Below are 25,786 nucleotides of genomic sequence, written 5' to 3' on the forward strand. Positions count from 1 at the left end.
TGGATGGATGAATTGGTCGTATCCGTAAGTTTGGTGGAGGTGTATGTTTTTTGTCTGAATCCAGCGCAAGAACCGAAATGAAAATCAGCTTGCCTGAAAACTTAGTAGCTGAATTGGATGGTGTAGCGATGCGGGAGAAACGAAGCAGAAACGAACTGATATCACAAGCAGTGAGAGCGTATGTCAGCGAACGGACAACTCGCCATAACCGTGATTTGATGAGACGCGGGTATATGGAAATGGCGAAAATCAACTTGAATATCTCTTCTGAGGCTCACTATGCTGAGTGCGAAGCAGAAACGACCGTTGAGCGCTTAGTCAGCGGAGGATAATCATTTTGATTGTAAAGCGCGGCGATGTTTATTTTGCTGATTTATCTCCTGTTGTTGGCTCAGAGCAAGGCGGCGTACGCCCGGTTTTAGTGATTCAAAATGATATCGGAAATCGCTTTAGCCCGACTGCTATTGTTGCAGCCATAACAGCCCAAATACAGAAAGCGAAATTACCAACCCACGTCGAAATTGATGCAAAACGCTACGGTTTTGAAAGAGATTCCGTTATTTTGCTGGAGCAAATTCGGACGATTGACAAGCAAAGATTAACGGATAAAATAACTCATCTGGATGATGAAATGATGGATAAGGTTGATGAAGCCTTGCAAATCAGTTTGGCACTCATTGATTTTTAGTCATATTTTGGTTGCTCTTAAAGAGCAACTTTTTTTGTTTTCGAAAAACATAAGCGCTATAATAAAGAGATAATCAAACAAAATTTGTTGTTTTGTGTCGGGAGGTCAGTGAAACCCATGTCGAATCAGAAAGTGTATCAGTTCATCATTGATCAGCATGATGAACTGCTTGATACTTGGACAGCCAAACTAAAAGAAGTAGGCAATCAGGAAGACTATCAGCTTACGAATCACATATGTGAAAATATTTGTAAAGACTATATAGACATTCTTTTATTATCGACTAAAAATGACGAGGCCACGGAAGAGCAGATCAGTGAACTCGCACTGCGCGCCGTTCAGCTGGGCCTGTCACTGAAACTTCTTTCAGCCACCCTGTCAGAGTTTTGGAAACTGCTTTACGAAACGATGGTCGACCTTAATATGGCCGATCAGGACAGAGCAGATTTGATTTTGGAAATAGACAGCTTTTTCAATCCGATCAACACAGAAATCTTAAATCAGTATTCTATCTCCTGGGAAAAAACGGTTACTTTGCAAAAAATCGCGCTTCAGGAATTGTCGGCTCCGCTGATCCCGGTATTTGAGCATGTAACGGTCATGCCGCTTGTCGGGACGATTGATACGGAGCGCGCAAAGCACATTATGGAAAATCTGTTAAACGGCGTCGTGAAGCACCGTTCACAGGTTGTATTAATTGATATCACGGGCGTGCCGGTCGTTGATACGATGGTGGCGCACCATATTATCCAGGCATCGGAAGCGGTGCGGCTTGTCGGCGCGAAATGCCTGCTCGTCGGAATCCGTCCGGAAATCGCGCAGACGATCGTTAATCTGGGAATTGATTTGTCGCAGGTTATTACGAAGAATACCCTTCAAAAAGGAATTCAAACAGCGCTTGAAATGACAAATCGAAAAATCGTTTCATTGGGGGAATAACATTGTGAGACATCCAAAAATCCCGATCCTGAAACTGTATAACTGCTTATTGGTATCCATCCAATGGGAGCTTGACGACCAGACAGCTTTGCATTTTCAAGAAGATCTGCTGAACAAAATCTATGAAACCGGCGCAAACGGGGTCGTCATTGACCTGACATCCGTTGACATGATCGATTCATTTATCGCGAAAGTGCTTGGCGATGTCATCACCATGTCTAAATTGATGGGCGCAAAGGTCGTATTGACGGGAATTCAGCCGGCTGTGGCGGTCACATTGATTGAACTCGGAATCTCACTTGAGGAAATTGAAACGGCGCTCGATTTAGAGCAAGGGCTTGAGACATTGAAGCGGGAATTGGGGGAATAGCGATGAACGACCAATCCTGTGTGAAAATCATGACAGAATGGGATATCGTAGCCGCAAGACAGCTTGGCCGCAACGTTGCGAAGGAATTAGGCTTCGGCACGGTGGACCAGGCCAGAATCACGACGGCTATCTCAGAATTGGCCAGAAACATTTACTTATATGCAGGCAAGGGCCAGGTCAGCATAGAACAAGTAAACGACAGAGGGAAAAAAGGCCTTAAAATTATAGCAGAAGACAAAGGACCCGGAATCCCCGACATCCGTAAAGTGATGGAAGACGGCTTTTCAACGTCAGGCGGACTGGGAGCGGGACTTCCGGGCGTCAAAAGGCTGATGGACGAATTCAGCCTGCAATCTGTTGCAGAGGAAGGAACAGAGATTCAAGCCGTGAAATGGCTTCGGTAGGAGGTTAGAACGTGGATTTCAGGGAGGTTATAGAGCAGCGGTATCATCAGCTGCTTAGCCGATATATAGCCGAATTAACAGAAACATCTTTATATCAAGCCCAAAAATTCAGCCGAAAAACGATTGAACATCAGGTTCCTCCGGAGGAGATTATCAGCATCCACCGAAAAGTAGTAAAGGAACTGTATCCGGATCTGCCGGAAGATGTTTTTCATTCGCTGGATTTTTTAATAGAAGTCATGATTGGCTACGGGATGGCTTATCAGGAACATCAAAGTCTGAGAGATATCCAGCAGGAGCTTCGTTCAGAAATTGAAATTGCCGCAAATGTTCAGCAGACGCTGCTTGGCACAAAAATTCCTGAAGAAGAAGATCTGGATATCGGGGCGATCAGCGTCCCCGCCAAACAGATGAGCGGGGATTATTATCACTTTGTCAAAGACAAGGAATCGATTAACATCGCGATAGCCGATGTCATCGGAAAAGGAATACCCGCCGCATTGTGCATGTCGATGATCAAGTATGCCATGGACTCTCTTCCGGAGATCGGCATTCACCCCTCCCAAGTGCTGAAAAATCTTAACCGCGTTGTAGAACAGAACGTGGACTCAAGCATGTTTATCACCATGTTTTACGCAAACTACAATACGAAAAATCACCAATTTACATATGCCTCTGCGGGGCATGAACCGGGCTTCTACTACTCTGAAAAAGAAAAAAAGTTTTATGATCTGGAGGCAAAAGGATTGGTGCTGGGAATTTCTCAGGATTTTGATTACAGCCAATATGAACAGCACATGGACGAAGGAGACATGATCGTTCTTTTTTCTGACGGCGTCACCGAATGCCGTACCGAAAACGGTTTCTTAGAACGCAGCGACATTCAGCGCATGCTGGAAGAACATATGGACTGCTCCGCGCAGGATATGGTCAAAAACATTTACGACAGCCTGCTGAGACTCCAGGACTTTCAGCTTCATGACGATTTTACGTTAATTGTTTTAAAAAGAAAGGTTTAAAAAAACAGCAGCACGGGTAAAAAGCCATTAGCACGAGTAAGGATAACTTTCAGAGGTGATACGATGAATTTAACGGTAGATATGAAGGAGAATCTTTCAGATATACAAATCAATATCGCTGGAGAAATCGATGTATACTCAGCTCCGGCGGTTCGTGAAAAGCTGATGCCCCTGGCAAACGAGGGGAAGGACATGAGAATCTGCTTAAAAGATGTAAATTATATGGACAGTACGGGTTTAGGCGTTTTTGTAGGCGTGTTTAAAACGGTGAGCAAGGAAGGCGGCTCTCTGAAGCTTGAGAATCTTTCCGACCGGCTCGTCCGTCTGTTTGAAATTACGGGGCTTAAGGACATCATCGACATTTCGGCAAAGTCAGAAGGTGGCGTGCAATGAGTACATCAGTTGATTATATAGAGATGAAAATTCCGGCCGAACCGGAATATGTAGGAATCGTCAGGCTTACGTTATCAGGGGTCGCAAGCAGAATGGGCTATACTTATGATGACATTGAAGATTTAAAAATCGCTGTCAGCGAAGCTTGTACAAACGCTGTCCAGCATGCATACAACGATGAAAATAAGGGAGAAGTATCCGTGCGGTTCGGTGTGTTTGAGGATCGGCTGGAGGTTATTGTCGCCGATCAGGGAGACAGCTTTGATTTTGATCAGAAGCAGCAGGATCTCGGGCCGTACACACCTTCGCACACAGTCGATCAATTGTCAGAAGGAGGGCTCGGTCTGTATTTAATGGAAACGCTCATGGATGAAGTCAAAGTTCAAAGCAACTCTGGCGTAACCGTGGCGATGACAAAGTATTTAAATGGGGAGCGAGTTGATCATGGCACAACCATCAAAAACTACGAAACTAACTAAAGATGAAGTTGATCGGCTCATACGCGACTTTCAAACACATGATAATAAAGAAGCCCAGGAAACACTCGTCGAGGTGTATACCAATCTCGTCGAAATGCTGGCAAAGAAATATTCAAAAGGAAAAAGCTTTCATGAAGACCTCCGCCAGGTCGGAATGATCGGACTTCTCGGAGCCATTAAACGGTATGATCCCGAGGTCGGCAAATCCTTTGAAGCATTTGCGATTCCGACCATCATCGGCGAGATCAAACGCTTCCTCAGAGATAAAACATGGAGCGTACACGTCCCGAGACGGATTAAAGAACTCGGGCCGCGCATTAAAATGGCGGTGGATCAGCTGACGACAGAGACGCAGCGGTCGCCGAAAGTCGAAGAAATCGCAGCCTTTCTCGATGTGTCAGAAGAGGAAGTGCTTGAAACGATGGAGATGGGAAAAAGCTATCAGGCGCTGTCTGTCGATCACAGCATCGAAGCGGATGCGGACGGAAGCACCGTCACGATTTTAGATATCGTCGGTTCGCAGGAGGAAGGATACGAACGCGTCAACCAGCAGATGATGATCAAAAGCGTGCTTCATGTGCTGTCCGACCGCGAAAAACAGATTATCGATCTAACATTTGTGCAAAATAAAAGCCAAAAAGAAACAGGGGACATTCTCGGAATATCTCAAATGCACGTCTCGCGCCTGCAGCGGAAAGCGGTGAAAAAACTGAGAGAGGCCTTGATTGGAGATCCCTCCATGGAGCTAATGTAATGATTCAGGTTGAAGAAAATGAACATGTTCAAACTCTTGTATACCAATTAAATAAAGAAGGCAAGTCCATATGCGGCGACAGCTTTTTTATGAAGGCGAATGAAGAAGAATTAGTTTGCGCGGTAGCGGACGGTCTCGGCAGCGGATCTCTTGCCAACGAATCCTCGTCAGCCATTAAAGACATCGTGGAAACGTATGCGGATGAGGATGTGGAAAGCATCATTGAGCGCTGCAATCAAGCGATGAAAAACAAAAGAGGGGCGACTGCCTCCATTTTAAAAATCAATTTCATCAAAAGGGAATTGACATACTGCTCGATCGGCAATGTCCGTTTCTTCCTGCACTCCCCATCAGGCGAAGTCTTTTATCCGCTGCCGATTTCGGGTTACCTCTCAGGCAAACCGCAAAGATACAAAACGTATACGTCATCATACGAAAAAGGGGCGAGGTTCATCATCTACACGGATGGGCTTGAGGTCCCGCATATCCGCACCTGCTTAAAGCAGGGACACTCAATAGAAGATATATCAAAATCACTTCATCCGTACACAACATCCAGACGTGATGATTTGACCTATATTCTAGGGCAGCTTTTATCGTAAGGCTGCTTTTTTTATGTTCCGCCGTTTTTTGATACACTAGAGAAAGAATGAAGAGATGGAGGCTTTTGTGATATGGAAACGTTAGCCCTTTTGAAAAAACAAATTGCTGAAGAAACAGCGTTATCCCAAAAACATGTCGAAAGTGTCATCCGCCTGCTGGAAGACGGCAATACCGTCCCGTTTATTGCGCGGTACCGAAAAGAGCAGACCGGCTCAATGGACGAGGTGCAGATTCAGGCAATCTCCGAGCGGTGGCAATACATACAAAACCTGACGCAGCGGAAAGAAGAAGTCATCAGATTGATCTCTGAGCAGGACAAGCTGACGGAAGGGCTGAAGCAAAAAATCGAACAAGCGGTCAAGCTTCAGGAAGTCGAGGATTTATACCGTCCCTTCAAACAAAAACGGAAAACAAAAGCCACCGTCGCCAAAAACAAAGGTCTTGAACCGCTTGCGGACTATATTCTTTCTCTCCCGAAAGAAAACCGCCTTCACGACATCGCTGATCAATATATCAGTGCAGAAAAAGAAGTCGCTTCAAGAGAGGAAGCCATTGAAGGCGCGAAGCACATCATAGCCGAGCAAATCTCGGATGATCCTCATTTCAGAAAGTGGATTCGCCAGGAAACGTATAAAAAAGGAATTCTCACTTCCGCGGCAGGCAAGTCAGCCGCAGATGACGAGAAAAACGTCTATGAAATGTACTACGAGTACGAAGAGCCGATCCAAAAGGTCGTTCCTCACAGAGTACTTGCGATGAACCGCGGTGAAAAAGAAGGCATTTTAAAGATTGTGATCGAACCGCCCGCCGATCAGATAAAAGCTTATTTAGAAAAGCAAATCATCAAACACCGTGAAACGCCTGTGAAAGAAACGCTGAAAGAAGCCATTGAGGACGGGTACAAACGCCTGGTCCAGCCGGCTATTGAGCGCGATATCCGCAAAGAGCTGTCAGAAAAAGCAGACGCGCAGGCGATTCATATTTTCGCTGAAAACCTGCGTAAGCTCCTGCTGCAGCCGCCGATGAAGGGGAAAGTTGTGCTCGGCGTCGATCCGGCCTTCCGTACGGGGTGCAAACTGGCAGTTGTTGATGAGACGGGAAAAGTGTTGAAAATCGACGTCATTTACCCGCACGCTCCCGTAAAAAAGACAGCGGAAGCCCGGAAAAAAATCAAAGAATTGCTGGACCGGTACGAAGTCGAGGTTGTGGCGATCGGAAACGGCACGGCATCACGGGAGACAGAGCAATTCGTCGTTGATATGCTGAAAGAAACAGAGCGTGACATTTATTATGTCATTGTCAATGAGGCCGGAGCAAGCGTGTATTCCGCCTCAGAAATCGCCCGTGAAGAATTTCCGGATTTTCAGGTCGAAGAGCGCAGCGCCGTCTCCATCGCGCGGAGGTTGCAGGACCCGCTGGCCGAGCTTGTAAAAATTGATCCTAAATCCGTCGGCGTCGGGCAATACCAGCACGATGTCAGCCAAAAGCAATTAAACGAATCTCTCCGTTTTGTCGTAGAGACCGTCGTCAACCAAGTCGGGGTGAATGTCAATACAGCATCAGCCGCGCTGCTTCAATATGTAGCTGGGTTATCCAAAACCGTTGCCGGCAATATCGTCAAAAAAAGAGATGAACTAGGCAAATTTACAAATCGCAAAGAACTGAAAGAAATCCCGCGTCTCGGCGCAAAAACATATGAACAATGCATCGGCTTTTTGAGAGTGCCCGGAGGACAGGAACCGCTCGACCGCACCGGGATACACCCGGAAAGCTATAAAGAGACAAAGGCGCTGCTCAAAAAACTGCAGCTCACTGCGGATCAGATCGGAAGCGCAGACGTAAAAGAGAAAGTCAGCGCATTGCCGCTGTCTGAAACGGCTGAAGAGCTCGGTATAGGGGAAATTACGCTTGCGGATATTTGCGGGCAGCTGACAAGGCCGGAGCGCGATCCCCGTGACGAAGTGCCGAAGCCTTTGCTGAAAAAAGACGTTCTGCAGCTTGAGGATTTAAAGGAAGGAATGGAATTGCAGGGCACCGTCCGCAACGTTGTAGACTTCGGCGCTTTCGTCGATATCGGCGTCAAGCAGGACGGGCTTGTGCACATTTCAAAACTGAGCAATCAATTCGTCAAACATCCTCTCGACGTCGTATCGGTCGGAGACATCGTCACCGTATGGGTCGAAGGGGTGGACGTGCAAAAAGGCAGAGTGTCGCTGTCTATGGTAAAATAAAAGCACTGCTTACGAGCAGTGTTTTTTTCTGTAGAAATACCAGCACTGATTCAGCAGTTTGATTTGGTAATTGTCCTTTTCTAAAAACGCTTTTTGCATTTGTTTCATCAGCCAATTCGGCATGGCTCATTCCTCCTCAGCTTTTAGTTAGAGGTCGGTTTTAACTCATTGTATGCGAACGGTGAATTGTCCCGTTCAATGTTTTTAAAGCGGGGTGCACTTATGGATAACGAACAACTTCAAAAGCTGACGGAAGACATCTCTGCACAGGATTTCGGAAAACCGTTCCGTCACCGGGCCTTTTTCAATGACCGGCTGAAAACGACAGGCGGCCGGTACATGCTGTCTTCCCATAACATCGAATTAAACCGAAAATATCTGCTCGAACACGGCCGGAGCGAGCTGGAAGGCATCATCAAACACGAGCTGTGCCATTATCATCTTCATCTTGAAGGAAAAGGGTACAAGCACAGAGACAAAGACTTCAGAGAACTGCTTCAGAAAGTCGGAGCGCCGAGATTCTGCACGCCGCTGCAAACAAAAAAGACACAAAAGAAAACATATATGTATAGATGCGCGGCCTGCGGCCAACAGTATATAAAGAAGCGGGCAATGAATCCGGAAAGATATGCCTGCGGAAAGTGCAGAGGAAAAATCAAAAGAATTTTTTAAAAAGGCTTGACTCATTTTAATGTTCTATGTTAAATTATAAAAGTCGTTGAGAGACAACGATACATTCTCAAAAAAATAAATGTTGCTTCTTGACACAATATGTCGCATCATTTATAATGAAGAAAGTCTGATTATTCCACAGTAGCTCAGTGGTAGAGCTATCGGCTGTTAACCGATCGGTCGCAGGTTCGAATCCTGCCTGTGGAGCCATATGGAGAAGTACTCAAGTGGCTGAAGAGGCGCCCCTGCTAAGGGTGTAGGTCGCGTAAGCGGCGCGAGGGTTCAAATCCCTCCTTCTCCGCCAGATAAGTTCTCAACCAGACGGCCCGTTGGTCAAGCGGTTAAGACACCGCCCTTTCACGGCGGTAACACGGGTTCGAATCCCGTACGGGTCACCATTTACCTTCGTTGGGCTATAGCCAAGCGGTAAGGCAACGGACTTTGACTCCGTCATGCGTTGGTTCGAATCCAGCTAGCCCAGCCATTTTATTTAAAGATTTTGAATCACTTTTAGAGCGAGCCATTAGCTCAGTTGGTAGAGCATCTGACTTTTAATCAGAGGGTCGAAGGTTCGAGTCCTTCATGGCTCACCACTTGTCACGCGGGTGTGGCGGAATTGGCAGACGCGCTAGACTTAGGATCTAGTGTCTTACGACGTGGGGGTTCGAGTCCCTTCACCCGCACTTTCTTTTCAAAGTGCTGATCATCATCACTAGCTTATATGCTTAGTGGAAAGACAGCTTCATAGCACGCGGTCGTGGCGGAATGGCAGACGCGCTAGGTTGAGGGCCTAGTGGGTGAATAACCCGTGGAGGTTCAAGTCCTCTCGGCCGCATCAATGATACCAAGGGTTTTGACGCCCTTGGTATTTTTTTGTGTTTATTTTTAAATGATTTACTGCCCACAAACTGCCCACTTACCTAAAGTAAGTCATCTAATTTATCAGCCATTTCCTTTTGCTTGTTTGGATATAGGTGTCCATAAACATCAATTGTTGTTTTTACAGAACCATGTCCTAAACGCTCTTTAATCGTTATGTAATCTTCTCCTTGGTGTATTAATAGTGCAACGTGTGAATGTCTAAAATCATGTAAACGTATAGGAGTTAGATCGCTATCCTTGCAAAAGTATTTAATCTTCCGACTGAAAATATCTTTTCTTGAAGGTGTATCTTTATATTGAAAGATATAGGTATCATGCGAATGTCTAATACCTAATTCATTAAACAACTCTTCTTGTGCTTCTCTCCAACGTTCTAGTAGCTTAAGCAATTTTTTATTGATACTAACTCGCCGAATTGAATTTTTGGTTTTTGGGGTAGTAACAACGAATTGACCATCAAGCCAGGTACACGATTTATGCACATCTATTTCTAATAAGATTTTGTCAATATCTTTCCATTGCAGGGCGAGCATTTCACCACATCTTAGTCCAGTTAAAAAAGCAACAGTATAAAAGGTTTTAAACAATAATTGATCTTGAGGAATTAAGCTAATAAATTTTTTGAATTCTTCTGGTCTCCAAAACTTCATTTTCTTTCTTGTTAAGGGTAATCGTTTAACATTGTCACACGGATTTCTTTTTAAGATTTCTTCATGTACAGCTGTATCAAAAATTTTGCTTAGACTAGTCATTATATTATTAACCGATTTATTGCTTAGACCTGTTTCCATTAAGTGTTTTCTGAAATCAGTTATTTCTCTATGTGTGATTTTTTGTATATCAGATTTCAAAAAGTAATCAGATATATGTTTGTTTATAATGTATTTCTGATTCTGATAATAGTTCGGTTTGCTATCTATTTCACAATTTGCTAAGTAAATTGAAATTAGAGTCGGAAAGCTTACTGACCTGGACTTTCTTGCTCTTTCCTCTTGAAATTCTCTTCTTAATTTTGCTTCTAATTCTAGAGCCTCTTTTCTAGTTGACGTTATTGGTCTTGTCCGAATTCTTTCTCCAGTAATCGGGTCAAATCCAAAGCTAACGTCAACTTGATATTGACCATTTTCAAGTTTTTTTACAGACATTTTACTTCTCCTTTAACCAAAAGCGCTTATTTCGTGTGAGTAGATTCTGTTATTAAATGAGCCAATTTGAGAAAGCTTATAATCAGTAACAAATGACGGTACGTTGAAGTATGCTGCTATTTGTTCTTTGCTATAACCCTGTATATATGGAAGGGCTTCATTAAGCATTTTATCAGTCAGTATTAATTCTGATGCAAATAGGCTTGCTTGATGCTCAAGTTTATCTTTTAGAACTTTAGAGCAATTCACAACTTTAAAAGTGTTCAATCTTTTATGGAGAAAGTAATGCCCTAATTCATGGGCTATTACAAATTGTTGATGTTGAAGGTTCTCGTTGATATGAATTAAAAATTGATCTGTGGCTTTGTCATGTTGTAGTAAACCGTTTGCTTGTCCAAGGTCATTTTTGAGTATATATATGTTTTGGAGGTCACAAATTTCATAGACATTATTTGTACCATGTGTCTTAATTACTGATTGGACTTTATGTTTAATTCCTTTGCTTGTATAAATTGGTATCACTCTTTCTTCTTTAATTCGTCAATGAATTTAATTCCGTTTTTTAACGCTTTTTTAACAAGGCGTGCAGTTTCCTCATCGAATTCACCATCATTCATAAAAAGGAGTGTATCTTCATCCTTTAATTCCTGTATGGCTTCATTAATTGTTTTATTAAGTAAATCAGTTTCATCCTTCTTGTTTACTTCATCCTTTCCTAATAAATAATCTGTAGAGACATTATATAAGTTGCTCAATTTTAGAAGTGTATCTGTATCGGGATCTCTGTAATCTCTCTCATAATTAGATAAATTATTGTTACCGATATTAAGTTTCTCCGCGGCTTCTTTCTGAGTATATCCAGCTTTTCGTCTCGCTTCTTTTAAACGTTTGCCTAGGCTCATTTTTATCATCCATTTCACAAAGAGTTGATTTTTATTAAAATGATAACAACATTTTTTTGGAAATTCATCACTTTCACCTATAAGTTAAACAGTTACTTATTAATTCTCCTTTAAGGAGATGTTTTTTCTTCTTTATGGAGAGTTTAATTATCAATATTTCCATATGTTTTTAAAAAAATACACTTTAAGGTGAATTTTGTGTTGACTTACACGAAAAGGAGTTTTATAATAAAGTTAAATCACAAAGAGTTGAGTTAACGAGGAGGTGATATTGTGGGAGGGGAGTTTTTAACTGCACGAGATATTCAAAAAATTCTTGGAGTTAAACAGGCTAAATCTTATGACATTATTAGAACTTTGAATGCTCAAATGAAAAAAGAAGGTTATATGGTCATTCAAGGTAAGGTGAGTAAAGCTAAGTTTGAAGAGTGTTATTGTTACAAAGGTCCAAAATCTCAAACGGGGTGATTTGTATAAACATTGATATAACAAACTCGTTTATGAAAGAAGCTGTTCCGTTGGCAAGACAAATGGAAGGTGATTGGGCAGCACGAATGAAAATCGCTCTGAATTCAGTCATCATAAATCATTATTTGAACCTTCCCTTAACATTTGAAAATGTTAATGAATTATTGCGAAAAGGCGTTTCATATCGCAGGATTTGTAAGCATTACAGCATTGGGAGAAAAGACATTGAAAAGCTGCGGCAATCATCCATAGTGTGACGTTATATACCACTATAGGGAGCCGTTAAAAATCCTTTGAAAGGGGGGGTGCGATGAAAATAAGGGTGAATGCAACAATCATCACTGATGTTGAAGCTTTAAAGGCTGATAAAGACTTAAAACATTTTAAAGATTATGTGATTTGTGAAACTTTTGTTGTCGATGAAGATAATTATTTAAGGGCTAATGAACAAGTATCCGAGCAGTTAAAAGGTTGGGATTGGTGGTGTATCTGGTCCACTCGTCCGTTGAGTAAGAAGGATAATCAAGTGTTTACTTTATATAACGATGAATTGTATAACTTATGTCGCTAGGGGTGTTTGTTCTTTGAAAACTATATACAGACAAAAAAAGCGCCTTGACGAATGATCATCAAGAACGCCGGCAAATAAAAACTAGACACTTTTATTATACGGCATTCATGCTGAAAAGTCATGCGTGAGTATTTGAGTGATGAACAGCAATCACTTTAAATGCTGTAGCAGGCTAGAATAAGCGTGCGGAATAGCTGTAGTCAGCTTGATGGCTATAATTAGCCTACTAGGTTGCCATGAGGACATAAAGTCGTTAGCAACTGATAAGCGCCAAGATGGATACAGAACCGGAGCGAATCCAAAATATAAAATCGAAATTTAACGATCTTTTGAAAATAAATAATAAAAAATGAAATGGGGATATGAAAAAATGAACTTAAACTTTATTGTACCGGATATCAATATGACTTTTGGTGAACTGAAATTTTTAGGTTTAAACCGTGAGCGCTATGCCTATGTGGATGGTAAAAGAACAGATACATTGGAATCAAGGATATATAATCTAGGGTCCAGTGTACAAGGCGGGCAGATTGAAGTGACAATTCCTGCTTATGTTGATTTAAAGGAATTTGAATTCTTTAAGGATGTTGAATTGAAAAATCCGAAAATCATGGCTTCTGCTAGAGCAAATGGGAATTTTGCTAATGTTAACTGGACTGTCGAAGCAGAAGATCTCGTATTAAAAGGCACTGCGTCTAGTCCTGCAAACAAAACAGTAACACCAGGAACTTCTGATAAGAAATAATTTATAAATCGAGTACAGTTATTTTGATTATGTTGAAGAAAACGGAGGTAATGGCGAAGTGAAGACCGTTAAATCTGTGTACTTTGAGAATGTCGTTATCCCTACAATTGAACTTGGCGAATGTCATTGTTGCGAGGAGGACAATGCCGTAGAGTATTATCAAGAAGAAGTTCCGAGAGGTTATGTGTGGGAAATGTATTGTCACTCTTGTAGAGAAAAATCATCGGGGTATGAATTCTAATGATCAATATGAGTGATTTCTTTAATAAAAGGTTTTGGAAGTACAGGGGCAAACGAATCCGCCCGTACATGAGAAACAACGTAAAATTAGCAGGCGCAATTATCTTTGTGCCTGTTTTTTTATTGTCTATGTTCCTCTTTTGGAGAGAACAACTCACTCATTTTGATTTATCTCAAGCGATAAAACATTTTGAATGGAATGTACCTTTAATCATTAAAAGTGTTTTATGTTCTGTGCTAATTGCAGTTGGAAGCATAGTTGCATCTTACTTTCTTTTGTTTGACAGCTATAAGAAAATCCTTCACAGGCAAAAGATTGCTAAAATGATTTTCTCTAACAAGTTTTACGAAAAAGAAAATGTGAAAGTAAGAAAAATCTTTTCAAATGAAACTGACTCAAAGGAAAAGATCACATACTTTCCTAGAATGTATTATCAGGTCAAAAACAACCACATCTATATTCGTATTGCTATGGACATGAGCCGTTTTCAGAATCGCTTCCTAGACTTAGGAAAGGATTTGGAAAACGGCTTATTTTGTGACTTGGTTGATAAGCAAATGGAAGAAGGTTTTGTGTGCTTTAAGCTTCTTTACGATGTCAAAAAGAATCGTATTTCAATTGATGATGCAGTAGCTGAGCATGGAGTCCTTCCGTTAATGAAACATATTTCATGGCATTTTGATAAGTTGCCGCACATGCTTATTGCGGGTGGTACAGGTGGAGGAAAAACGTACTTCATGCTAACGATCATTAAGGCATGTGTTGGGCTGGGGGCAGATGTAAGAATACTAGATCCTAAAAATGCAGATTTAGCAGACTTGGAAGAAGTACTTCCGAAAAAGGTATATTCCCAAAAGAACGGTATTCTTATGTGCCTGAGAAAGTCTGTAGATGGCATGATGGAGCGAATGGATGAAATGAAGCAAATGCCTAATTATAAGACAGGTGAAAACTATGCCTATTTAGGCTTAAAACCTGTTTTTATCTTCTTTGATGAATATGTGGCATTTATGGATTTGTTAGATATGAAAGAAAGAAATGAAGCCCTTTCTTACATGAAACAATTGGTCATGTTGGGGAGACAGGCGGGTTACTTTCTCGTTTTAGGGGCACAACGTCCAGATGCAAAATATTTGGCTGATGGTATCCGTGATCAGTTTAGTTTCCGTGTGTCATTAGGTTTAATGTCCGAGACGGGTTACGGAATGATGTTTGGCGATGTGGATAAGGCATTTGTTAATAAGAAAGAAACAGGGCGAGGCTATGCCAATGTTGGCACAGGTTCTGTGTTGGAGTTTTATAGCCCTATCGTGCCGAAAGGATATGATTTTATGTCGTCTATTAAAAAGTCGCTGGTTGGAGTCGAGGGAGCGCAGGCGACGGCAGTCGCCAGCGGCAGCGTAAGCGACCAGACGGCCAGCGGCGAAGGAGTGAGCGAAGCGAATGGATGAGCTAAAACAACCCCCCCACGCTAACAGGGGGGTAGTAATCGTAAAAGAAAAAAATGAAACCGTTGAAAGTCCTTTGGTATCAATGGTTGACTATATTCGAGTTTCTTTTAAAACTCATGATGTTGATCGAATTATTGAAGAGGTTCTTCACCTTAGCAAAGACTTTATGACTGAAAAGCAATCTGGTTTCTATGGCTACGTTGGCACTTACGAACTGGACTATATCAAAGTCTTTTATTCTGCGCCAGATGATAACAGAGGTGTTTTGATAGAAATGTCCGGTCAAGGTTGCCGTCAGTTTGAATCGTTTTTAGAATGCCGAAAGAAAACATGGTACGACTTTTTTCAAGATTGCATGGCACAAGGCGGTTCATTTACTCGCTTCGATTTGGCTATTGATGATAAAAAGACGTACTTTTCCATACCGGAATTGTTAACGAAAGCCCAAAAGGGCGAATGTATTTCACGCTTTAGAAAATCCGATTTCAATGGCTCATTTGATCTATCTGATGGAATTACAGGTGGAACGACAATATATTTCGGTTCTAAAAAGTCAGAAGCGTACCTTTGCTTTTACGAGAAAAACTATGAACAAGCAGAAAAGTATAACATTCCGTTAGAAGAACTAGGCGATTGGAATCGTTATGAACTGCGGCTTAAAAATGAACGTGCACAAGTTGCGATAGATGCTTTATTGAAAACAAAGGATTTAACCTTAATCGCTATGCAAATCATTAATAACTATGTAAGGTTCGTTGATGCTGATGAAAACATCACTAGAGAGCATTGGAAAACGAGCCTTTTTTGGTCTGATTTTATAGGTGATGTTGGGCGACTTCCTTTGTACGTCAAACCACAAAAAGACTTCTATCAGAAATCAAGAAACTGGCTTCGTAACTCTTGTGCTCCCACTATGAAAATGGTGCTTGAAGCTGATGAACATTTAGGGAAAACCGATCTGTCAGATATGATTGCAGAAGCTGAACTGGCAGACAAACATAAAAAAATGTTAGATGTGTACATGGCTGATGTTGCTGACATGGTCGTTTAAAAACAAGCTGTTAAACCTTTATAAACACAGGTGATGCGATTAAACGTATGTGTCAACGGTACCGGAACGAAGTGAGGATAAGGAGTTGACATATTCAGCGCTACCCAAACCCTCTTGGCATTGAACAAACAACCGTTTGTTCCTGCCTACCGGCGAGGGAGTCCCCCGATGATTCGGGGGAATAGGGGGCTAGATTAACAGCAATCCAACCAAATGCGCCAGTTTGAGGAATAGTACCTTATAATAAAAACTGCTGAGTGCTACCTAGACTGAATACTCCACCCATGTGTTTTAAGCTTTTTTATATAATCTTCAACACTAATTTTTTCAACTTCAATTGCTAACGGCGTCAGTGAAACAAGGCACTCATTTGAAGCATAATTTATTGTAACTTTTACCACCTCGTATCCATTATGGAAGCCTGAATCAAATCCAGGATCGTCAATTATATCTCCTACTTGAGGACGAAAGTCAGATTCAAATGTTTTCACTAATGTTTGAGTATTTTCCTCTGTAGGTTCTTGATTAATTGATGAGACAAATAATATTAAATTTATATTCAAAACATTTACCCCCTATCTATGCTGTTTAAATAATCTTTAGTTTAATTCTATTGTTATTGATGATTGAGTGCAAATCTTCCGTTGGTGGGTTTAGGTGAAACCCAAGAACTTAATTCAATATAAGGATGGTGAATATGTTACTTGCGATATTTTTTGTAATCGTGAGTTTACTTGGCGGCGGTCTCTTATTCCTTTTGATATATCCTAAGCTTCAAAGTTTGGCTGACCGTTATAGTTGGACAGAAAATACAATTTTTATTATGGCTGTATCTGTGACAGTGGTAGCTTCAATGTTCGGTCTAATTTCTGAGAGTGTTAATTCAGATGTCATTGCAAAGGTATTGTATTATACCTTTGTTTTTTTATGGGGTTTTTCAATATGCATAGGCGTTTTTCTAAGAGAACGTTAAGGGAGGAAATCAGATGTTTAACATTAATCTGTTGAATCAGGCCCGACTAGAGAGTGATTTGGAGTCTCTTGGCTGTTTGGATATTGCTGAGGAACTCATTGAAAAAATGATGGAAGACGTCTTTTACAGTGATGTTGCTCAAAGGGTCATAGTCCAAACTCTTGCGGTTATAGATAACGTGAATGCTAAACTTCAAGCCACATTCAACATACTGGAGGATGAAGACGCCGAGACAGATGAAAGAATTGTAGAGTTTGAAGGAATTAGCTACTACCAATAAGGGGTGAAAATGTGCGGTGTCTGCTGTAGACAAACGATTCAAAAGCTTGGGTTTTAATGTGGGTATCCCCTCTTTAGTTTTTGTGAGAAGTTTAAGCAGAGATTGTATGTTGGTTGTCGAAGGCGAACGAATAAAAGGTTTCGCTGAATATCGTTACACATTCTACAAGACAAGATATTTGCCGGACGGTCGAATGACTAGTTTAAAAGTTTATATGGAGAATCAAAGCATAAAAAGGGTGTTACATCGTGTAGCATCCTTTTTATTATTCCTTGAAAAAACAAAACAGGTTTGAAGAAAGCGAGGTCTTTCATGAAACAGAGTGTTGAGGTCGTTGAAATTAAAGGTAAGCCAGTGGAAGTGATCGTGACGGAGTTAAACGAACCGAACTATGAAAAAATGGCGAGAGCCATTTTGAAAATGACAAGAAACATGAAAGTTAACCAGGAGGAAAGTGCTTAGAAATCTATGAAAGGAGAGTGAATCGAATTGCTTCATAAAGAAATTGGCTCGGATAAAAAAGAAGAGTCCTTTTTTCGGTCTGCCTTTCAAAAACTGAAACGAATTGAAAGACCGGAAAAAGATAAACAGAAAGTTCCTCGTGACAGGTCGAAGCTGATAGCCGTCACATTGTGGTCTTGTGTCGGTGGCATGCTGTTTATCTGCTTGCTCGCTGTACTTCTATCAATTAACACACGATCCCAACTTAATGACATGAAAGATGAAGCCAATAAGCCAACAAATGACGATAAACAAAAAATTTCGGTGACTGCTGCTGAAAACTTTCTGTCAGGGTTTATCAATGAATATGTCAATGTGAAGAACGATCAAGAATTTATTGATAAACGCATGCAGAGTCTTGAAAGCTACATGGTGAAACAGGAAGATAACCATTTTGAAGATGAAGAACGCTTTAATGTAGATGGCTTAAAAGGTGATCGTGAGTTAAAAGATTACAGCTTATATAACGTGAAAGAAGGTGATAAAAACAGCCTTTTTCAATATAAGGTCACATATGAAAATCTATACCCTGTAGAAAAGGAAGTTGAAAAAGAAGTCAAAGACGGAAAGAAGAAAAAGAAGGTGAAAGAAAAGATTAAAACAAACGAAAAATCCGAAAAACAATTGTTGCTGAATATTCCAGTCACAAATAAAGGAGATTCTTTTGCTGTATCTGCTGTCCCTTACTTTACACAGATTTATGATCTGAAAGGCAATATTGCTTCTGAGATTAAAGAAGAAACTAGAGACGAATATGCAGGCGAGAAAAAAGAATCTATCGAATCATTCCTTCATACTTTCTTTGAGAAATACGCTTCTGAAAAGAAAGAAGAAATGGTTTATATGATGAAAAAGCCGGAAGCGTTGGAAGGAAACTTGTTATTTGGGGAAGTTCAGTCAATGAAAATCTTCGAGACGAAAAAAGGTTTCGAGGTTTTTTGTGCTGTTCGATTTAAGGAAAAAGAAAATGATATTCCGGTAAATGAAAAATTCAGTTTAGAGATTACGGAAAACAGCGGTCAGTTTTATGTAAATAAACTCAAACATCAATAGGAGGTTTAAATATGGATTTCATGAATTTCTTTATTCTTGGCGCAGACCTTCCAACACTTGGAGGAGTAAAAGGATGGGCATCAGATGTTGTTGTCCAATTCATTACGATCGTGGTCATGTTCATAGCCGCAAAGAATCTTATGAAATTAAAAATGGGCGGCATTATCTTTGTTTGCTGTATTGGTAGTGCGGTTACATGGATTATTAAGCACTGGCCAGAATTCTCCGGCTGGATCAATGCGCTAATGGAAAAACTGTAAGGGGGCATCTGAATGGGGCGTCTGGTGTTCAACTACCGGAAGGCAATGAGAGAGCCGAAAAAGATTCAGCAATTAACCGAAAATTATTCGTTACCATTTGCAGTTGAGTTAATACCGGCTATTAACTATTTCATTTTTGTTGGTCTCTGCTTTGGATTTTGGTACGGCGTGAGGATGATTTTTCCTCACGCTTTTGATAACAGTTTCGTCATCGTGATCTTTGGAATACCGATTTTTTTAACAATGCTTGTTACGAAAATAAAGCCGGAAGGCAAAAACATCTATTTATACTTCATTGATTTTGCAAAGTATTACTTCTTCATCAAGCTTCCACAAAAGAAGTTTTGCAATGACCGAAAGGTTGATCTAAGCAACGAAAAACAAATTGAGTTTCGAAAACTTGTGAAGGTGGTGGATTATTCGAATGAGACTAAAAACGCCTATGAAGGCAATACACAAGAATTTGCTGTTAACAAGAACGGGCGACGTGTGGGCGTACTACCGAATAAAAAGCAATTCGATTCCTATGCAAAATAAAGAAAAAGTTGAATCGTATAAAAAGAAGTGGCAGCATCTTTTTGAAGAAATTACATCTTATGAGGATTTTCACTTGATGATGTATCCAAGTGAGTATGAATTAGAAAAACGATTTAAGGATTTAGAAACAGATATTGCGGCAGATGCAATGGATGTGGCACGTTACTACAATGAAGAAACGGTAAGGCTATTAGAACAGCGATTAGGAAGGCTGACAAAGTATGACTTCATTATAGGTGTAAAACTGAAAAGCAGTCTTGTAAATATTAGTGTCGAACTTAAAGACAATATATTATCTTTTTTCAATACAGCGACTGATACAGTCGTGAAAATGCTCGGGTGGGAACAAAATGTTTCCACCTCTTTTTTTGAAAAATATGAGGAAGTCGAAGAAACACTAGCGAACATCATGGCTTCTGTTCGCGGAGAACGGCTTTCAGAAACAGAAATGACATACATTAACCGTTATCACTTTGTACGTGGGTTAAAGCACCAAACGAATGAAGAAAGTGAGATAAAGGATGTTCGCTCTATTACAAACACGATCATAGACCCCACTGACCCATCAGTTTTGCATTTGCATAGTGATCAAGATGAAGGCTATTCAGCATTTGTCGTGATTGACGAATTTCTTCACAATATGTCGGAAAGTGATTTGTTTTATGAAGCACAGTCTCTTCCCTTCCCTGTTGAAGTTCAGATGAAAATTCAAACGGAATCAAAGTCCATTACCAAGCCTGCCCTCAACCTCAAAAGACAGCAATTGAAAGAAGAACAAAAAGAACAACAAAGCACAGGCGATCGAAGTGATGTTTCCACTGTCACAAGTGCCACAATGATAAGGCATTTACAAGATGAAATAAAGAAAGAAGATGTGCATGTGATGAACTGGCTGTCGGTGATAGTCGTTCATGGAAAGACAAAAAAAGAATGTGTGGGAAAAGCAACGATTGTCAAAAGGCATTTAAAAGGCGCTGGCATTACGTGTCGGCTTCCGGTGGCTGATCAACTGAACCTTTTTTATAAAATGCTTCCCGGTGAAAAGTTAGATATAACCGATAAGAACTGGATTCAAAAAACGACACAAGATGGCGTGGCAGAAAGTCTATTTGCTGTTAACTCTGATATTGGTTCGAAAATTGGATTCTTCCTTGGTTGGGTTGATCGTTTCCAAGAACACACCGACTTAGAAAGTGCCATTATGTCCAGCCGTGATTTTGTCTTATTTCACCCTTTCCTAGCGAATCAGCAGTTAAAAGGTTCAAAGACACGTTCTCCTCACTGCCTAATCACCGGAGACACAGGAAACGGCAAGTCATATCTGGCGAAATTGATCTTTAACTACATCAGCATGTTAAACATCAAATCTCTGTATATAGACCCTAAAAAGGAAATGAGAAAGTGGATTCAAAGAGTCTTGAATGATGAATACATTCGAGAGAACTTTCCCTTATATATTGCACATTTAGAGAAATACAACTATATCACACTAGATCATGAAAACACGCACAACTGGGGAGCGCTTGATCCTATCTCCTTTCTCCCTCCTATGAAAGCGAAAGAGCTAGTTCAAGTCATTTTTGAACAAGTATATGACTTTAAAGGGAAAGACGATGTGAACACAGCTTTCCTTCGTGCTACGTCAGAAGTAATTGATGAAAAACAAAAAGGTGAACAGGTCGGCTCGCTTGATATTATTCGGAAGATGCAGAACCATCCGGAAGAAGCTGTACAAAAGGCTGGCGACTATTTAAATGAGGTTGTGTCAGATTCTATTTTGAAACTTTGTATTCATGATGGTTCAAACCCTGCATTGTCTCTTGAAAAACGAATCACCATTTTAGAAGTTGAAAATATGGATTTACCAGATCATGCTGAGCGACTTGAAAACTACACCATATCACAATTAAAGTCTAGTGCCGTCATGTTTGCGCTTGGTAAGTTCTGCGAACTATTCGGTATGAATCAAGATGAACAAACTGTTGAATTTATAGATGAAGCATGGATATTCACCACTTCCCAACAAGGAAAAAAAGTAGAAAGACAAATGCGCCGGATTGGTCGCTCATACAACAATGCGGAATACTTCATTTCCCAATCTACAAAAGACGCATTAAAAGAAGAGGATTCTGGAAACTTCGGCGTTGCCTTTGCCTTTGATGAACCGAATGAGCGTGAAGAAGTGTTGAAATGGATGAACATGGAGGTCACAAAAGAAAATAAAAAAATGATGGAATCCATGTTCCAAGGTCAATGCTTATTTAAAGATTACTATGGCCGTACCTCCAAAATCTCAATAGAATGCCTATTCGAAGAATGGCAAGGTGCTCTGAAAACAGTTGAGAAAAAAGCTGTCGCATATGCGGAAGAAAAATATTTGTAAAAGGGGTTGAATCGTACATGGAAATAGCTTTCTTAAACTCTCTTGTTGTCACGAGTCCAGGCTTTTATAAAGCTGAAAAAATCACATTGGACGAAGTGAAACAATGGCTGAATCATTATGAAGGTCGGTACAAAAGTTTTATTGGGCATAAATCAACGGCACAGTTCCTGCAAAAATTATTAGGTATCAAGATTGAACAAAACCGAAAGACTTTCAGGCATATGAAATATCAAAAAGCAATTTGTTTTTCCCTATATGAACGATATCCCGAAAACGTGCTGCTAACGCAAAGAGACTTAGAGAAAGCCAGATACCAATTTTATTTATTAACTCGATTAGATTAGGAGGTGGCTGTGATGAAGAAGAAAAGGATCCTGATTTTATCGGCAATCGTGTTGTTGTTTTTAACTGTCGCTTCAGCTGTAACAGTATTTTCGGCTGACGGAGATACCACCACACAGCCAAAAATCGAGAAAGCCGGCGGCGTGGAATTGAAGGTGAAAAGGTTTCCTATCTCACGCTATCAAGCGAATAATGAAGCATCTGACGATTTAATCAAGGGGGCGTTTGTTGGGCTGACAAACGTCACTTTTTCTTTTGCGGGAAACATTGTTCGTGTGGTTGATGCGGGGATGGATATTTTGTATAACTTGCAACCGATTGACGAGTTCGCAAACTCCATTACAAACGTCTCTAAAACAGTTTATAAAACCCTGAAAAAGACTTTCGGTGAAGCCTTATTCATCTTCACGTGCGCCTATGTTGTCTACCTGTTCTGTGTGAGAGGTAGCGTAAAAGAAGCAATGCGACGGAGTATTCTATTTATTTGTGTCATGGTGATCGGCGGGCTTTGGATGTCAAACGCTGGTTATTACATGAAAGCGTTGAATGCCTTGTCTGTAGAAGCACAAGGAAAGCTTTTAACTGCGGGAAATGGATTAGTGGGCATTGTTCAAGATGAAGGGAATTTTGCTGACAGTTCTGCTATTGAAAAAGGAAAGGAAATGGAAGGCACAGTCGCAGTTATGCGTAATCTATACTTTGACATCGCTTTGATGAAGCCATTTTTAATCGTGAATTTTGGAGAAACAAGTGAAGTAAAAATTAATGAAAAAGGTGATTCGAAAGAGAAATTATCAAGGGTCGATAAATTGCTTTCATACAAGCTGTCAAAAGACGGAGAAAAAGAAAAACAGAAGCATATAAAGGATACTGAAATTGAAGAATATGAAAATGAGTCTATGACCTCTGGGAATGTTTTTAATCAACTTGGAGAATCTTTTATTGCTGTGGTCGCTTCTATTGTCATTGGGATACCATTTTTAGCATTAGCTTTCTTTAACTTCTTGCTCCAAATAATCGCTCTAGTGATTGTATTCTTTGTACCATTCGCTTTCATCTTAGCGTATGTTCCCCAATTAGCTTACTCGGGATTTGTCACCCTTGGACGCTTGGGGAGTGTTTACCTACTGAAAGCAATGTTAGGGGTTATCGTTCTGTTTGTGTACGTGACTTGTTTTATCGTTGACAAGTTAATACCGCCAAATGGTTTTGGAATGTATCTTTTAAATGTTGCTGTCCTTGCCTCAATCTTGTGGATTGGTTTTCACAAGAGGGATGCCATTATCAAGTTTGTGACTGCTGGAAAAGTTGTTTCAGTTGATAATAATATGATGGAAAATATGAGACAAAACATTGTTCAGCCTGCTTGGGAACAAGCAAAAAAAATAGGTGGAACATTGGGTAACGGTGGGGGCGTATTTACTGACTTTGCAAAGGATTTTAAGGGGAGAAAAGATGGTTCGAATGCTGATGGCTTAAATGGTGCTCCAAGTGGAAGTGGTGGTAATTCACCGAGTGGTGCTGCTATAGGGTATGATAATACTCATGCTATTTCAAGAACCCCGCAAAAAGAGACTGCTAACGGAGTATCTAATCATAATAGCCGAAACTTAAAACGAAATCCTCAAACTCTGTCGAAAGAACAAGAGAAACAAAAAGAAGCATTTGCGAACGCAAAAGAAAATAAACAGCAATCCCATTTAGACAGATTGAGAAAAGACGGAATAAACTCTCCTATGCTGAAGGACGTTTTGCAAGAAGGTAATGAAGAGTTATCCAAAAGAGCGCCTATATTACAGGATAAAAAGGATGAATCAGCTAGAACAGATCAAAAAGAATATGTTGAACAGCTTCTTAAACAGCCTGATAACCAGCAACAAACTGATGATGCATCATTACAACATGAAGAAGAAACTGCTTCTGATCGAGCACCAGTCTTACAAGAGAGTGATAAAGACACAGAACGTACTGATCAAAAAGCGTATGTTTCTGAAGAACAAAACCAGAATCCTGAAACAGATATGCAAAAAGATTTTGAAGTCCAGAAAGATGATTCTGTTTCAAAAAGTGAACCTGTAGCACAAGAGAGATTAGCAGACATCAAACGTTCAGACCAAAAAGTCATAACGAGTCAATCTGAACCACAGAATGGCTTTGAAAGCTCTCAACCTACAAAAGTAGAGAATCAACCTGTTGTCAATAATGAACGAAAAACCAGACCATCTGAACCCGCAAAAGTTCATTCAGATGGTATTCGTGCTGAGAAAAAACAGACGGATGCACCTGCTGAAAGTAAGACTGTTTTAAGAGAAAATCAGCCTTCATCACAAACGATTAAGCGAACTGAACAAAACGTAAATACATTTGAACAAGTGTCTTTAAATGATATTGGAAGGCGCACCTCGTCAAAAGTTGAAGATCGACTGAGAAGGGATGAAAGAACAAGATGATAAGTAAAAAGGTAGTTCTTCCTTTGGTGTTCTCAACTCCTTTTATCTTCTTTTTTGTTTTATGTATCGTAGTGGTTATGACGATTTCAAGGGAAAATCAAGTTGGAGACGATTTTATAGGCGGCGGGGATGGCGAATATGAAACGGTCGGGATTGCACCGGAAGTCGAACGATTTAGGGCTGTATTTGAGAAGTACGCACGTCAGGAAGGAGTTTTTGATCAAGTGAATATTATTATGGCGCTCACCATGCAAGAAAGTGGTGGGCGTTCTTTAGATATCATGCAAAGTTCCGAAAGTATCGGCTTACCTCCCAACTCCATAACTGACCCAGAACGTTCGATTGAAGTCGGCATTAAACATTTTAAGAAGGTTTTTAAACAGGCTGGCGGTGATGTTCGTTTAACCTTACAGGCATACAACTTTGGTTCTGGCTTTATAGACTATGTCAAAAAGAATGGCGGGAAATACACAAAGAAATTGGCACTTGATTTCAGCCGATTGCAAGCTTTTAAAATGGGCTGGAAAAGCTATGGTGACCCAAGTTACGTTGACCATGTCATGAGGTATGTGAAAGGCTCTGATAAAAATGTGAAGCCTGTGAATGGTTCTATGGATTTCTATAAAACAGTCATGAAAGAAGCTTTGAAATATGAAGGGCAACCGTATGCCTGGGGAGGTTCAAACCCGAAAACTGGATTTGATTGTTCGGGCCTTGTTCAGTGGTCTTTTGCGAAAGCTGGAATCACTCTTCCTAGAACAGCACAAGAACAACATGGGGCAACAAAGAAAATAAGTGAAAAAGAAGCGACTGCGGGTGACTTAGTGTTCTTTGGCGGCACATATGAAGGAAAAGCCATTACTCACGTCGGCATCTATGTAGGCAATGGCAGAATGTTTAATTCAAATGACAGTGGGATTGAATATTCTGATCTGAAATCTGGTTATTGGAGAGATCACCTTGTATCCTTTGGACGTATTAAATAACTAGGAGTGAAAA

At 40.6% G+C, this 25,786-nt stretch carries 35 protein-coding genes and 7 tRNA genes; 37 read left to right on the forward strand and 5 right to left on the reverse strand.

The genetic code is table 11. The annotated features are described in order from the left end of the window. The first annotated feature begins 50 nt into the window (after positions 1–50). From endB to NSQ37_RS07830, 11 genes are all read left to right on the forward strand, one after another. On the forward strand, positions 51–332 hold the full coding sequence (gene endB, locus NSQ37_RS07780) for a type II toxin-antitoxin system antitoxin EndoAI (protein WP_003156188.1): 282 nt from the start codon (positions 51–53) through the stop codon (positions 330–332). Positions 333–337: 5 nt separating this feature from the next. Next, positions 338–688 (forward strand): type II toxin-antitoxin system endoribonuclease NdoA, encoded by a 351-nt coding sequence (ndoA, locus tag NSQ37_RS07785; protein ID WP_003156187.1) that lies wholly within the window; start codon positions 338–340, stop codon positions 686–688. Positions 689–805: 117 nt separating this feature from the next. Next, positions 806–1,627, forward strand: a complete 822-nt coding sequence (locus NSQ37_RS07790; protein WP_003156182.1) for an STAS domain-containing protein — start codon at positions 806–808, stop codon at positions 1,625–1,627. A gap of 4 nt (positions 1,628–1,631) precedes the next feature. Continuing rightward, positions 1,632–1,997, forward strand: coding sequence for an RsbT antagonist protein RsbS (rsbS, locus tag NSQ37_RS07795; protein ID WP_003156180.1), 366 nt, complete (start codon positions 1,632–1,634; stop codon positions 1,995–1,997). A 2-nt stretch (positions 1,998–1,999) separates the two neighbouring features. Next, complete coding sequence (locus tag NSQ37_RS07800; protein WP_003156178.1) at positions 2,000–2,401, forward strand: anti-sigma regulatory factor; 402 nt, start codon at positions 2,000–2,002, stop codon at positions 2,399–2,401. A gap of 11 nt (positions 2,402–2,412) precedes the next feature. Beyond that, positions 2,413–3,420, forward strand: coding sequence for a PP2C family protein-serine/threonine phosphatase (locus tag NSQ37_RS07805; protein WP_007410233.1), 1,008 nt, complete (start codon positions 2,413–2,415; stop codon positions 3,418–3,420). A 63-nt stretch (positions 3,421–3,483) separates the two neighbouring features. Beyond that, the gene (locus tag NSQ37_RS07810; protein ID WP_033575044.1) at positions 3,484–3,813 is read left to right on the forward strand and encodes an anti-sigma factor antagonist; all 330 of its coding nucleotides are present in this window, start codon (positions 3,484–3,486) and stop codon (positions 3,811–3,813) included. Then, entirely contained in the window at positions 3,810–4,292 is a 483-nt protein-coding gene (gene rsbW / locus NSQ37_RS07815; protein ID WP_007609591.1) for an anti-sigma B factor RsbW, read from the forward strand. Before NSQ37_RS07810 ends, rsbW begins: the two co-directional genes overlap by 4 nt. Continuing rightward, entirely contained in the window at positions 4,258–5,046 is a 789-nt protein-coding gene (gene sigB / locus NSQ37_RS07820) for an RNA polymerase sigma factor SigB (protein ID WP_003156171.1), read from the forward strand. Before rsbW ends, sigB begins: the two co-directional genes overlap by 35 nt. Next, on the forward strand, positions 5,046–5,648 hold the full coding sequence (locus NSQ37_RS07825) for a PP2C family serine/threonine-protein phosphatase (protein ID WP_332286506.1): 603 nt from the start codon (positions 5,046–5,048) through the stop codon (positions 5,646–5,648). Before sigB ends, NSQ37_RS07825 begins: the two co-directional genes overlap by 1 nt. A gap of 72 nt (positions 5,649–5,720) precedes the next feature. After that, positions 5,721–7,880, forward strand: coding sequence for a Tex family protein (locus NSQ37_RS07830; RefSeq protein WP_341123509.1), 2,160 nt, complete (start codon positions 5,721–5,723; stop codon positions 7,878–7,880). A 9-nt stretch (positions 7,881–7,889) separates the two neighbouring features. On the opposite strand, the gene cmpA is transcribed toward NSQ37_RS07830, so the two are convergent. Then, on the reverse strand, positions 7,890–8,003 hold the full coding sequence (cmpA, locus tag NSQ37_RS07835) for a cortex morphogenetic protein CmpA (protein ID WP_003156164.1): 114 nt from the start codon (positions 8,001–8,003) through the stop codon (positions 7,890–7,892). Between the two features lie 99 nt (positions 8,004–8,102). Between cmpA and NSQ37_RS07840 the strand changes: the two genes are divergently transcribed. The 8 genes from NSQ37_RS07840 (at position 8,103) to NSQ37_RS07875 (ending at position 9,387) form a co-directional block, all read left to right on the forward strand. Then, a complete protein-coding gene (locus NSQ37_RS07840; RefSeq protein ID WP_072588814.1) occupies positions 8,103–8,552 on the forward strand; it encodes a SprT family protein in 450 nt (149 codons plus the stop codon). 135 nt (positions 8,553–8,687) lie between these two features. After that, positions 8,688–8,762, forward strand: a tRNA-Asn gene (locus tag NSQ37_RS07845). Positions 8,763–8,765: 3 nt separating this feature from the next. Beyond that, positions 8,766–8,856, forward strand: a tRNA-Ser gene (locus NSQ37_RS07850). A gap of 19 nt (positions 8,857–8,875) precedes the next feature. Beyond that, positions 8,876–8,950: transfer RNA gene (locus NSQ37_RS07855), tRNA-Glu, on the forward strand. An 11-nt stretch (positions 8,951–8,961) separates the two neighbouring features. After that, positions 8,962–9,036 (forward strand) — tRNA-Gln (locus tag NSQ37_RS07860). A gap of 33 nt (positions 9,037–9,069) precedes the next feature. Then, positions 9,070–9,145 (forward strand) — tRNA-Lys (locus tag NSQ37_RS07865). 8 nt (positions 9,146–9,153) lie between these two features. Beyond that, positions 9,154–9,235 (forward strand) — tRNA-Leu (locus tag NSQ37_RS07870). A 68-nt stretch (positions 9,236–9,303) separates the two neighbouring features. Next, a tRNA-Leu gene (locus NSQ37_RS07875) sits at positions 9,304–9,387 on the forward strand. An 85-nt stretch (positions 9,388–9,472) separates the two neighbouring features. On the opposite strand, the gene NSQ37_RS07880 is transcribed toward NSQ37_RS07875, so the two are convergent. Genes NSQ37_RS07880 through immR form a run of 3 tightly spaced genes read right to left on the reverse strand, consistent with a single transcriptional unit; the run spans position 9,473 to position 11,481 of the window. Beyond that, the gene (locus tag NSQ37_RS07880) at positions 9,473–10,579 is read right to left on the reverse strand and encodes a tyrosine-type recombinase/integrase (protein WP_041904804.1); all 1,107 of its coding nucleotides are present in this window, start codon (positions 10,577–10,579) and stop codon (positions 9,473–9,475) included. A 12-nt stretch (positions 10,580–10,591) separates the two neighbouring features. Then, positions 10,592–11,101: a metallopeptidase ImmA gene (gene immA / locus NSQ37_RS07885; protein ID WP_167340492.1), complete on the reverse strand. Its 510-nt coding sequence runs from the start codon at positions 11,099–11,101 to the stop codon at positions 10,592–10,594. Next, positions 11,098–11,481, reverse strand: coding sequence for a helix-turn-helix transcriptional regulator ImmR (gene immR / locus NSQ37_RS07890; protein ID WP_032730566.1), 384 nt, complete (start codon positions 11,479–11,481; stop codon positions 11,098–11,100). Before immR ends, immA begins: the two co-directional genes overlap by 4 nt. Before the next feature lie 273 nt (positions 11,482–11,754). On the opposite strand from immR, the gene xis reads away from it, so the two are divergent. The 7 genes from xis to nicK all read left to right on the forward strand — a co-directional run bounded on the left by xis (position 11,755) and on the right by nicK (position 16,008). Continuing rightward, complete coding sequence (xis, locus tag NSQ37_RS07895) at positions 11,755–11,949, forward strand: ICEBs1 excisionase (protein ID WP_032730569.1); 195 nt, start codon at positions 11,755–11,757, stop codon at positions 11,947–11,949. Then, a complete protein-coding gene (locus NSQ37_RS07900; protein ID WP_167340978.1) occupies positions 11,946–12,206 on the forward strand; it encodes a hypothetical protein in 261 nt (86 codons plus the stop codon). Before xis ends, NSQ37_RS07900 begins: the two co-directional genes overlap by 4 nt. Before the next feature lie 53 nt (positions 12,207–12,259). Then, on the forward strand, positions 12,260–12,520 hold the full coding sequence (locus NSQ37_RS07905) for a hypothetical protein (protein ID WP_167340493.1): 261 nt from the start codon (positions 12,260–12,262) through the stop codon (positions 12,518–12,520). Positions 12,521–12,725: 205 nt separating this feature from the next. Further along, positions 12,726–12,842 (forward strand): hypothetical protein, encoded by a 117-nt coding sequence (locus tag NSQ37_RS07910; protein ID WP_167340494.1) that lies wholly within the window; start codon positions 12,726–12,728, stop codon positions 12,840–12,842. A gap of 48 nt (positions 12,843–12,890) precedes the next feature. Then, positions 12,891–13,265, forward strand: coding sequence for a YdcP family protein (locus NSQ37_RS07915; protein WP_167340495.1), 375 nt, complete (start codon positions 12,891–12,893; stop codon positions 13,263–13,265). A gap of 249 nt (positions 13,266–13,514) precedes the next feature. Beyond that, complete coding sequence (gene conQ / locus NSQ37_RS07920) at positions 13,515–14,957, forward strand: coupling conjugation protein ConQ (RefSeq protein ID WP_167340979.1); 1,443 nt, start codon at positions 13,515–13,517, stop codon at positions 14,955–14,957. Further along, positions 14,950–16,008 carry a DNA relaxase NicK gene (gene nicK / locus NSQ37_RS07925; protein WP_167340496.1) on the forward strand — a complete coding sequence of 353 codons (1,059 nt, stop codon included), beginning with the start codon at positions 14,950–14,952 and terminating at the stop codon, positions 16,006–16,008. The genes conQ and nicK overlap by 8 nt, the downstream gene beginning before the upstream one ends. A gap of 260 nt (positions 16,009–16,268) precedes the next feature. Here the strand turns inward: nicK and NSQ37_RS07930 are convergent, their stop codons facing one another. Further along, positions 16,269–16,571: a hypothetical protein gene (locus NSQ37_RS07930; RefSeq protein WP_041904602.1), complete on the reverse strand. Its 303-nt coding sequence runs from the start codon at positions 16,569–16,571 to the stop codon at positions 16,269–16,271. A 134-nt stretch (positions 16,572–16,705) separates the two neighbouring features. Between NSQ37_RS07930 and NSQ37_RS07935 the strand changes: the two genes are divergently transcribed. The 11 genes from NSQ37_RS07935 to NSQ37_RS07985 are packed head-to-tail and all read left to right on the forward strand — an operon-like array spanning position 16,706 to position 25,773. Continuing rightward, on the forward strand, positions 16,706–16,981 hold the full coding sequence (locus NSQ37_RS07935; protein ID WP_167340497.1) for a hypothetical protein: 276 nt from the start codon (positions 16,706–16,708) through the stop codon (positions 16,979–16,981). A 13-nt stretch (positions 16,982–16,994) separates the two neighbouring features. After that, positions 16,995–17,261 (forward strand): hypothetical protein, encoded by a 267-nt coding sequence (locus NSQ37_RS07940; protein ID WP_167340498.1) that lies wholly within the window; start codon positions 16,995–16,997, stop codon positions 17,259–17,261. A gap of 16 nt (positions 17,262–17,277) precedes the next feature. Beyond that, on the forward strand, positions 17,278–17,556 hold the full coding sequence (locus NSQ37_RS07945; RefSeq protein ID WP_010331229.1) for a hypothetical protein: 279 nt from the start codon (positions 17,278–17,280) through the stop codon (positions 17,554–17,556). Positions 17,557–17,573: 17 nt separating this feature from the next. Then, entirely contained in the window at positions 17,574–17,723 is a 150-nt protein-coding gene (locus NSQ37_RS07950; protein WP_003328171.1) for a hypothetical protein, read from the forward strand. Positions 17,724–17,750: 27 nt separating this feature from the next. Beyond that, entirely contained in the window at positions 17,751–18,815 is a 1,065-nt protein-coding gene (locus tag NSQ37_RS07955; RefSeq protein WP_167340499.1) for a conjugal transfer protein, read from the forward strand. Between the two features lie 11 nt (positions 18,816–18,826). Further along, complete coding sequence (conC, locus tag NSQ37_RS07960) at positions 18,827–19,075, forward strand: transposon conjugation system subunit ConC (protein WP_167340500.1); 249 nt, start codon at positions 18,827–18,829, stop codon at positions 19,073–19,075. A 12-nt stretch (positions 19,076–19,087) separates the two neighbouring features. Next, on the forward strand, positions 19,088–19,612 hold the full coding sequence (locus NSQ37_RS07965) for a conjugal transfer protein (protein WP_120027805.1): 525 nt from the start codon (positions 19,088–19,090) through the stop codon (positions 19,610–19,612). Continuing rightward, complete coding sequence (gene conE, locus NSQ37_RS07970; RefSeq protein ID WP_167340501.1) at positions 19,500–21,995, forward strand: VirB4-like ATPase ConE; 2,496 nt, start codon at positions 19,500–19,502, stop codon at positions 21,993–21,995. The genes NSQ37_RS07965 and conE overlap by 113 nt, the downstream gene beginning before the upstream one ends. Positions 21,996–22,012: 17 nt before the next feature. Next, entirely contained in the window at positions 22,013–22,339 is a 327-nt protein-coding gene (locus NSQ37_RS07975; protein ID WP_084992079.1) for a YddF family protein, read from the forward strand. Positions 22,340–22,342: 3 nt separating this feature from the next. Beyond that, the gene (locus tag NSQ37_RS07980; RefSeq protein ID WP_167340502.1) at positions 22,343–24,787 is read left to right on the forward strand and encodes a CD3337/EF1877 family mobilome membrane protein; all 2,445 of its coding nucleotides are present in this window, start codon (positions 22,343–22,345) and stop codon (positions 24,785–24,787) included. Then, entirely contained in the window at positions 24,784–25,773 is a 990-nt protein-coding gene (locus NSQ37_RS07985) for a bifunctional lytic transglycosylase/C40 family peptidase (protein WP_167340503.1), read from the forward strand. Before NSQ37_RS07980 ends, NSQ37_RS07985 begins: the two co-directional genes overlap by 4 nt. The last annotated feature ends 13 nt before the right edge of the window (positions 25,774–25,786 follow it).

The organism is Bacillus sp. FSL P4-0334, from assembly GCF_038004825.1.
In the GTDB taxonomy this organism is placed as follows: Bacteria; Bacillota; Bacilli; order Bacillales; family Bacillaceae; genus Bacillus; species Bacillus velezensis.

Excerpts from the sequence above, each read along its gene's own strand:
- NSQ37_RS07790 (WP_003156182.1), top strand. The coding sequence starts at position 806 with ATGTCGAATCAGAAAGTGTATCAGTTCATCATTGATCAGCATGATGAA.
- NSQ37_RS07800 (WP_003156178.1), top strand. The coding sequence starts at position 2,000 with ATGAACGACCAATCCTGTGTGAAAATCATGACAGAATGGGATATCGTA.
- NSQ37_RS07810 (WP_033575044.1), top strand. The coding sequence starts at position 3,484 with ATGAATTTAACGGTAGATATGAAGGAGAATCTTTCAGATATACAAATC.
- rsbW (WP_007609591.1), top strand. The coding sequence starts at position 3,810 with ATGAGTACATCAGTTGATTATATAGAGATGAAAATTCCGGCCGAACCG.
- sigB (WP_003156171.1), top strand. The coding sequence starts at position 4,258 with ATGGCACAACCATCAAAAACTACGAAACTAACTAAAGATGAAGTTGAT.
- NSQ37_RS07825 (WP_332286506.1), top strand. The coding sequence starts at position 5,046 with ATGATTCAGGTTGAAGAAAATGAACATGTTCAAACTCTTGTATACCAA.
- NSQ37_RS07830 (WP_341123509.1), top strand. The coding sequence starts at position 5,721 with ATGGAAACGTTAGCCCTTTTGAAAAAACAAATTGCTGAAGAAACAGCG.
- cmpA (WP_003156164.1), bottom strand. The coding sequence starts at position 8,003 with ATGCCGAATTGGCTGATGAAACAAATGCAAAAAGCGTTTTTAGAAAAG.
- NSQ37_RS07840 (WP_072588814.1), top strand. The coding sequence starts at position 8,103 with ATGGATAACGAACAACTTCAAAAGCTGACGGAAGACATCTCTGCACAG.
- NSQ37_RS07880 (WP_041904804.1), bottom strand. The coding sequence starts at position 10,579 with ATGTCTGTAAAAAAACTTGAAAATGGTCAATATCAAGTTGACGTTAGC.
- immR (WP_032730566.1), bottom strand. The coding sequence starts at position 11,481 with ATGAGCCTAGGCAAACGTTTAAAAGAAGCGAGACGAAAAGCTGGATAT.
- NSQ37_RS07905 (WP_167340493.1), top strand. The coding sequence starts at position 12,260 with ATGAAAATAAGGGTGAATGCAACAATCATCACTGATGTTGAAGCTTTA.
- NSQ37_RS07915 (WP_167340495.1), top strand. The coding sequence starts at position 12,891 with ATGAACTTAAACTTTATTGTACCGGATATCAATATGACTTTTGGTGAA.
- conQ (WP_167340979.1), top strand. The coding sequence starts at position 13,515 with ATGAGTGATTTCTTTAATAAAAGGTTTTGGAAGTACAGGGGCAAACGA.
- nicK (WP_167340496.1), top strand. The coding sequence starts at position 14,950 with ATGGATGAGCTAAAACAACCCCCCCACGCTAACAGGGGGGTAGTAATC.
- NSQ37_RS07935 (WP_167340497.1), top strand. The coding sequence starts at position 16,706 with ATGTTACTTGCGATATTTTTTGTAATCGTGAGTTTACTTGGCGGCGGT.
- NSQ37_RS07940 (WP_167340498.1), top strand. The coding sequence starts at position 16,995 with ATGTTTAACATTAATCTGTTGAATCAGGCCCGACTAGAGAGTGATTTG.
- NSQ37_RS07950 (WP_003328171.1), top strand. The coding sequence starts at position 17,574 with ATGAAACAGAGTGTTGAGGTCGTTGAAATTAAAGGTAAGCCAGTGGAA.
- conC (WP_167340500.1), top strand. The coding sequence starts at position 18,827 with ATGGATTTCATGAATTTCTTTATTCTTGGCGCAGACCTTCCAACACTT.
- NSQ37_RS07965 (WP_120027805.1), top strand. The coding sequence starts at position 19,088 with ATGGGGCGTCTGGTGTTCAACTACCGGAAGGCAATGAGAGAGCCGAAA.
- conE (WP_167340501.1), top strand. The coding sequence starts at position 19,500 with ATGAGACTAAAAACGCCTATGAAGGCAATACACAAGAATTTGCTGTTA.
- NSQ37_RS07975 (WP_084992079.1), top strand. The coding sequence starts at position 22,013 with ATGGAAATAGCTTTCTTAAACTCTCTTGTTGTCACGAGTCCAGGCTTT.
- NSQ37_RS07985 (WP_167340503.1), top strand. The coding sequence starts at position 24,784 with ATGATAAGTAAAAAGGTAGTTCTTCCTTTGGTGTTCTCAACTCCTTTT.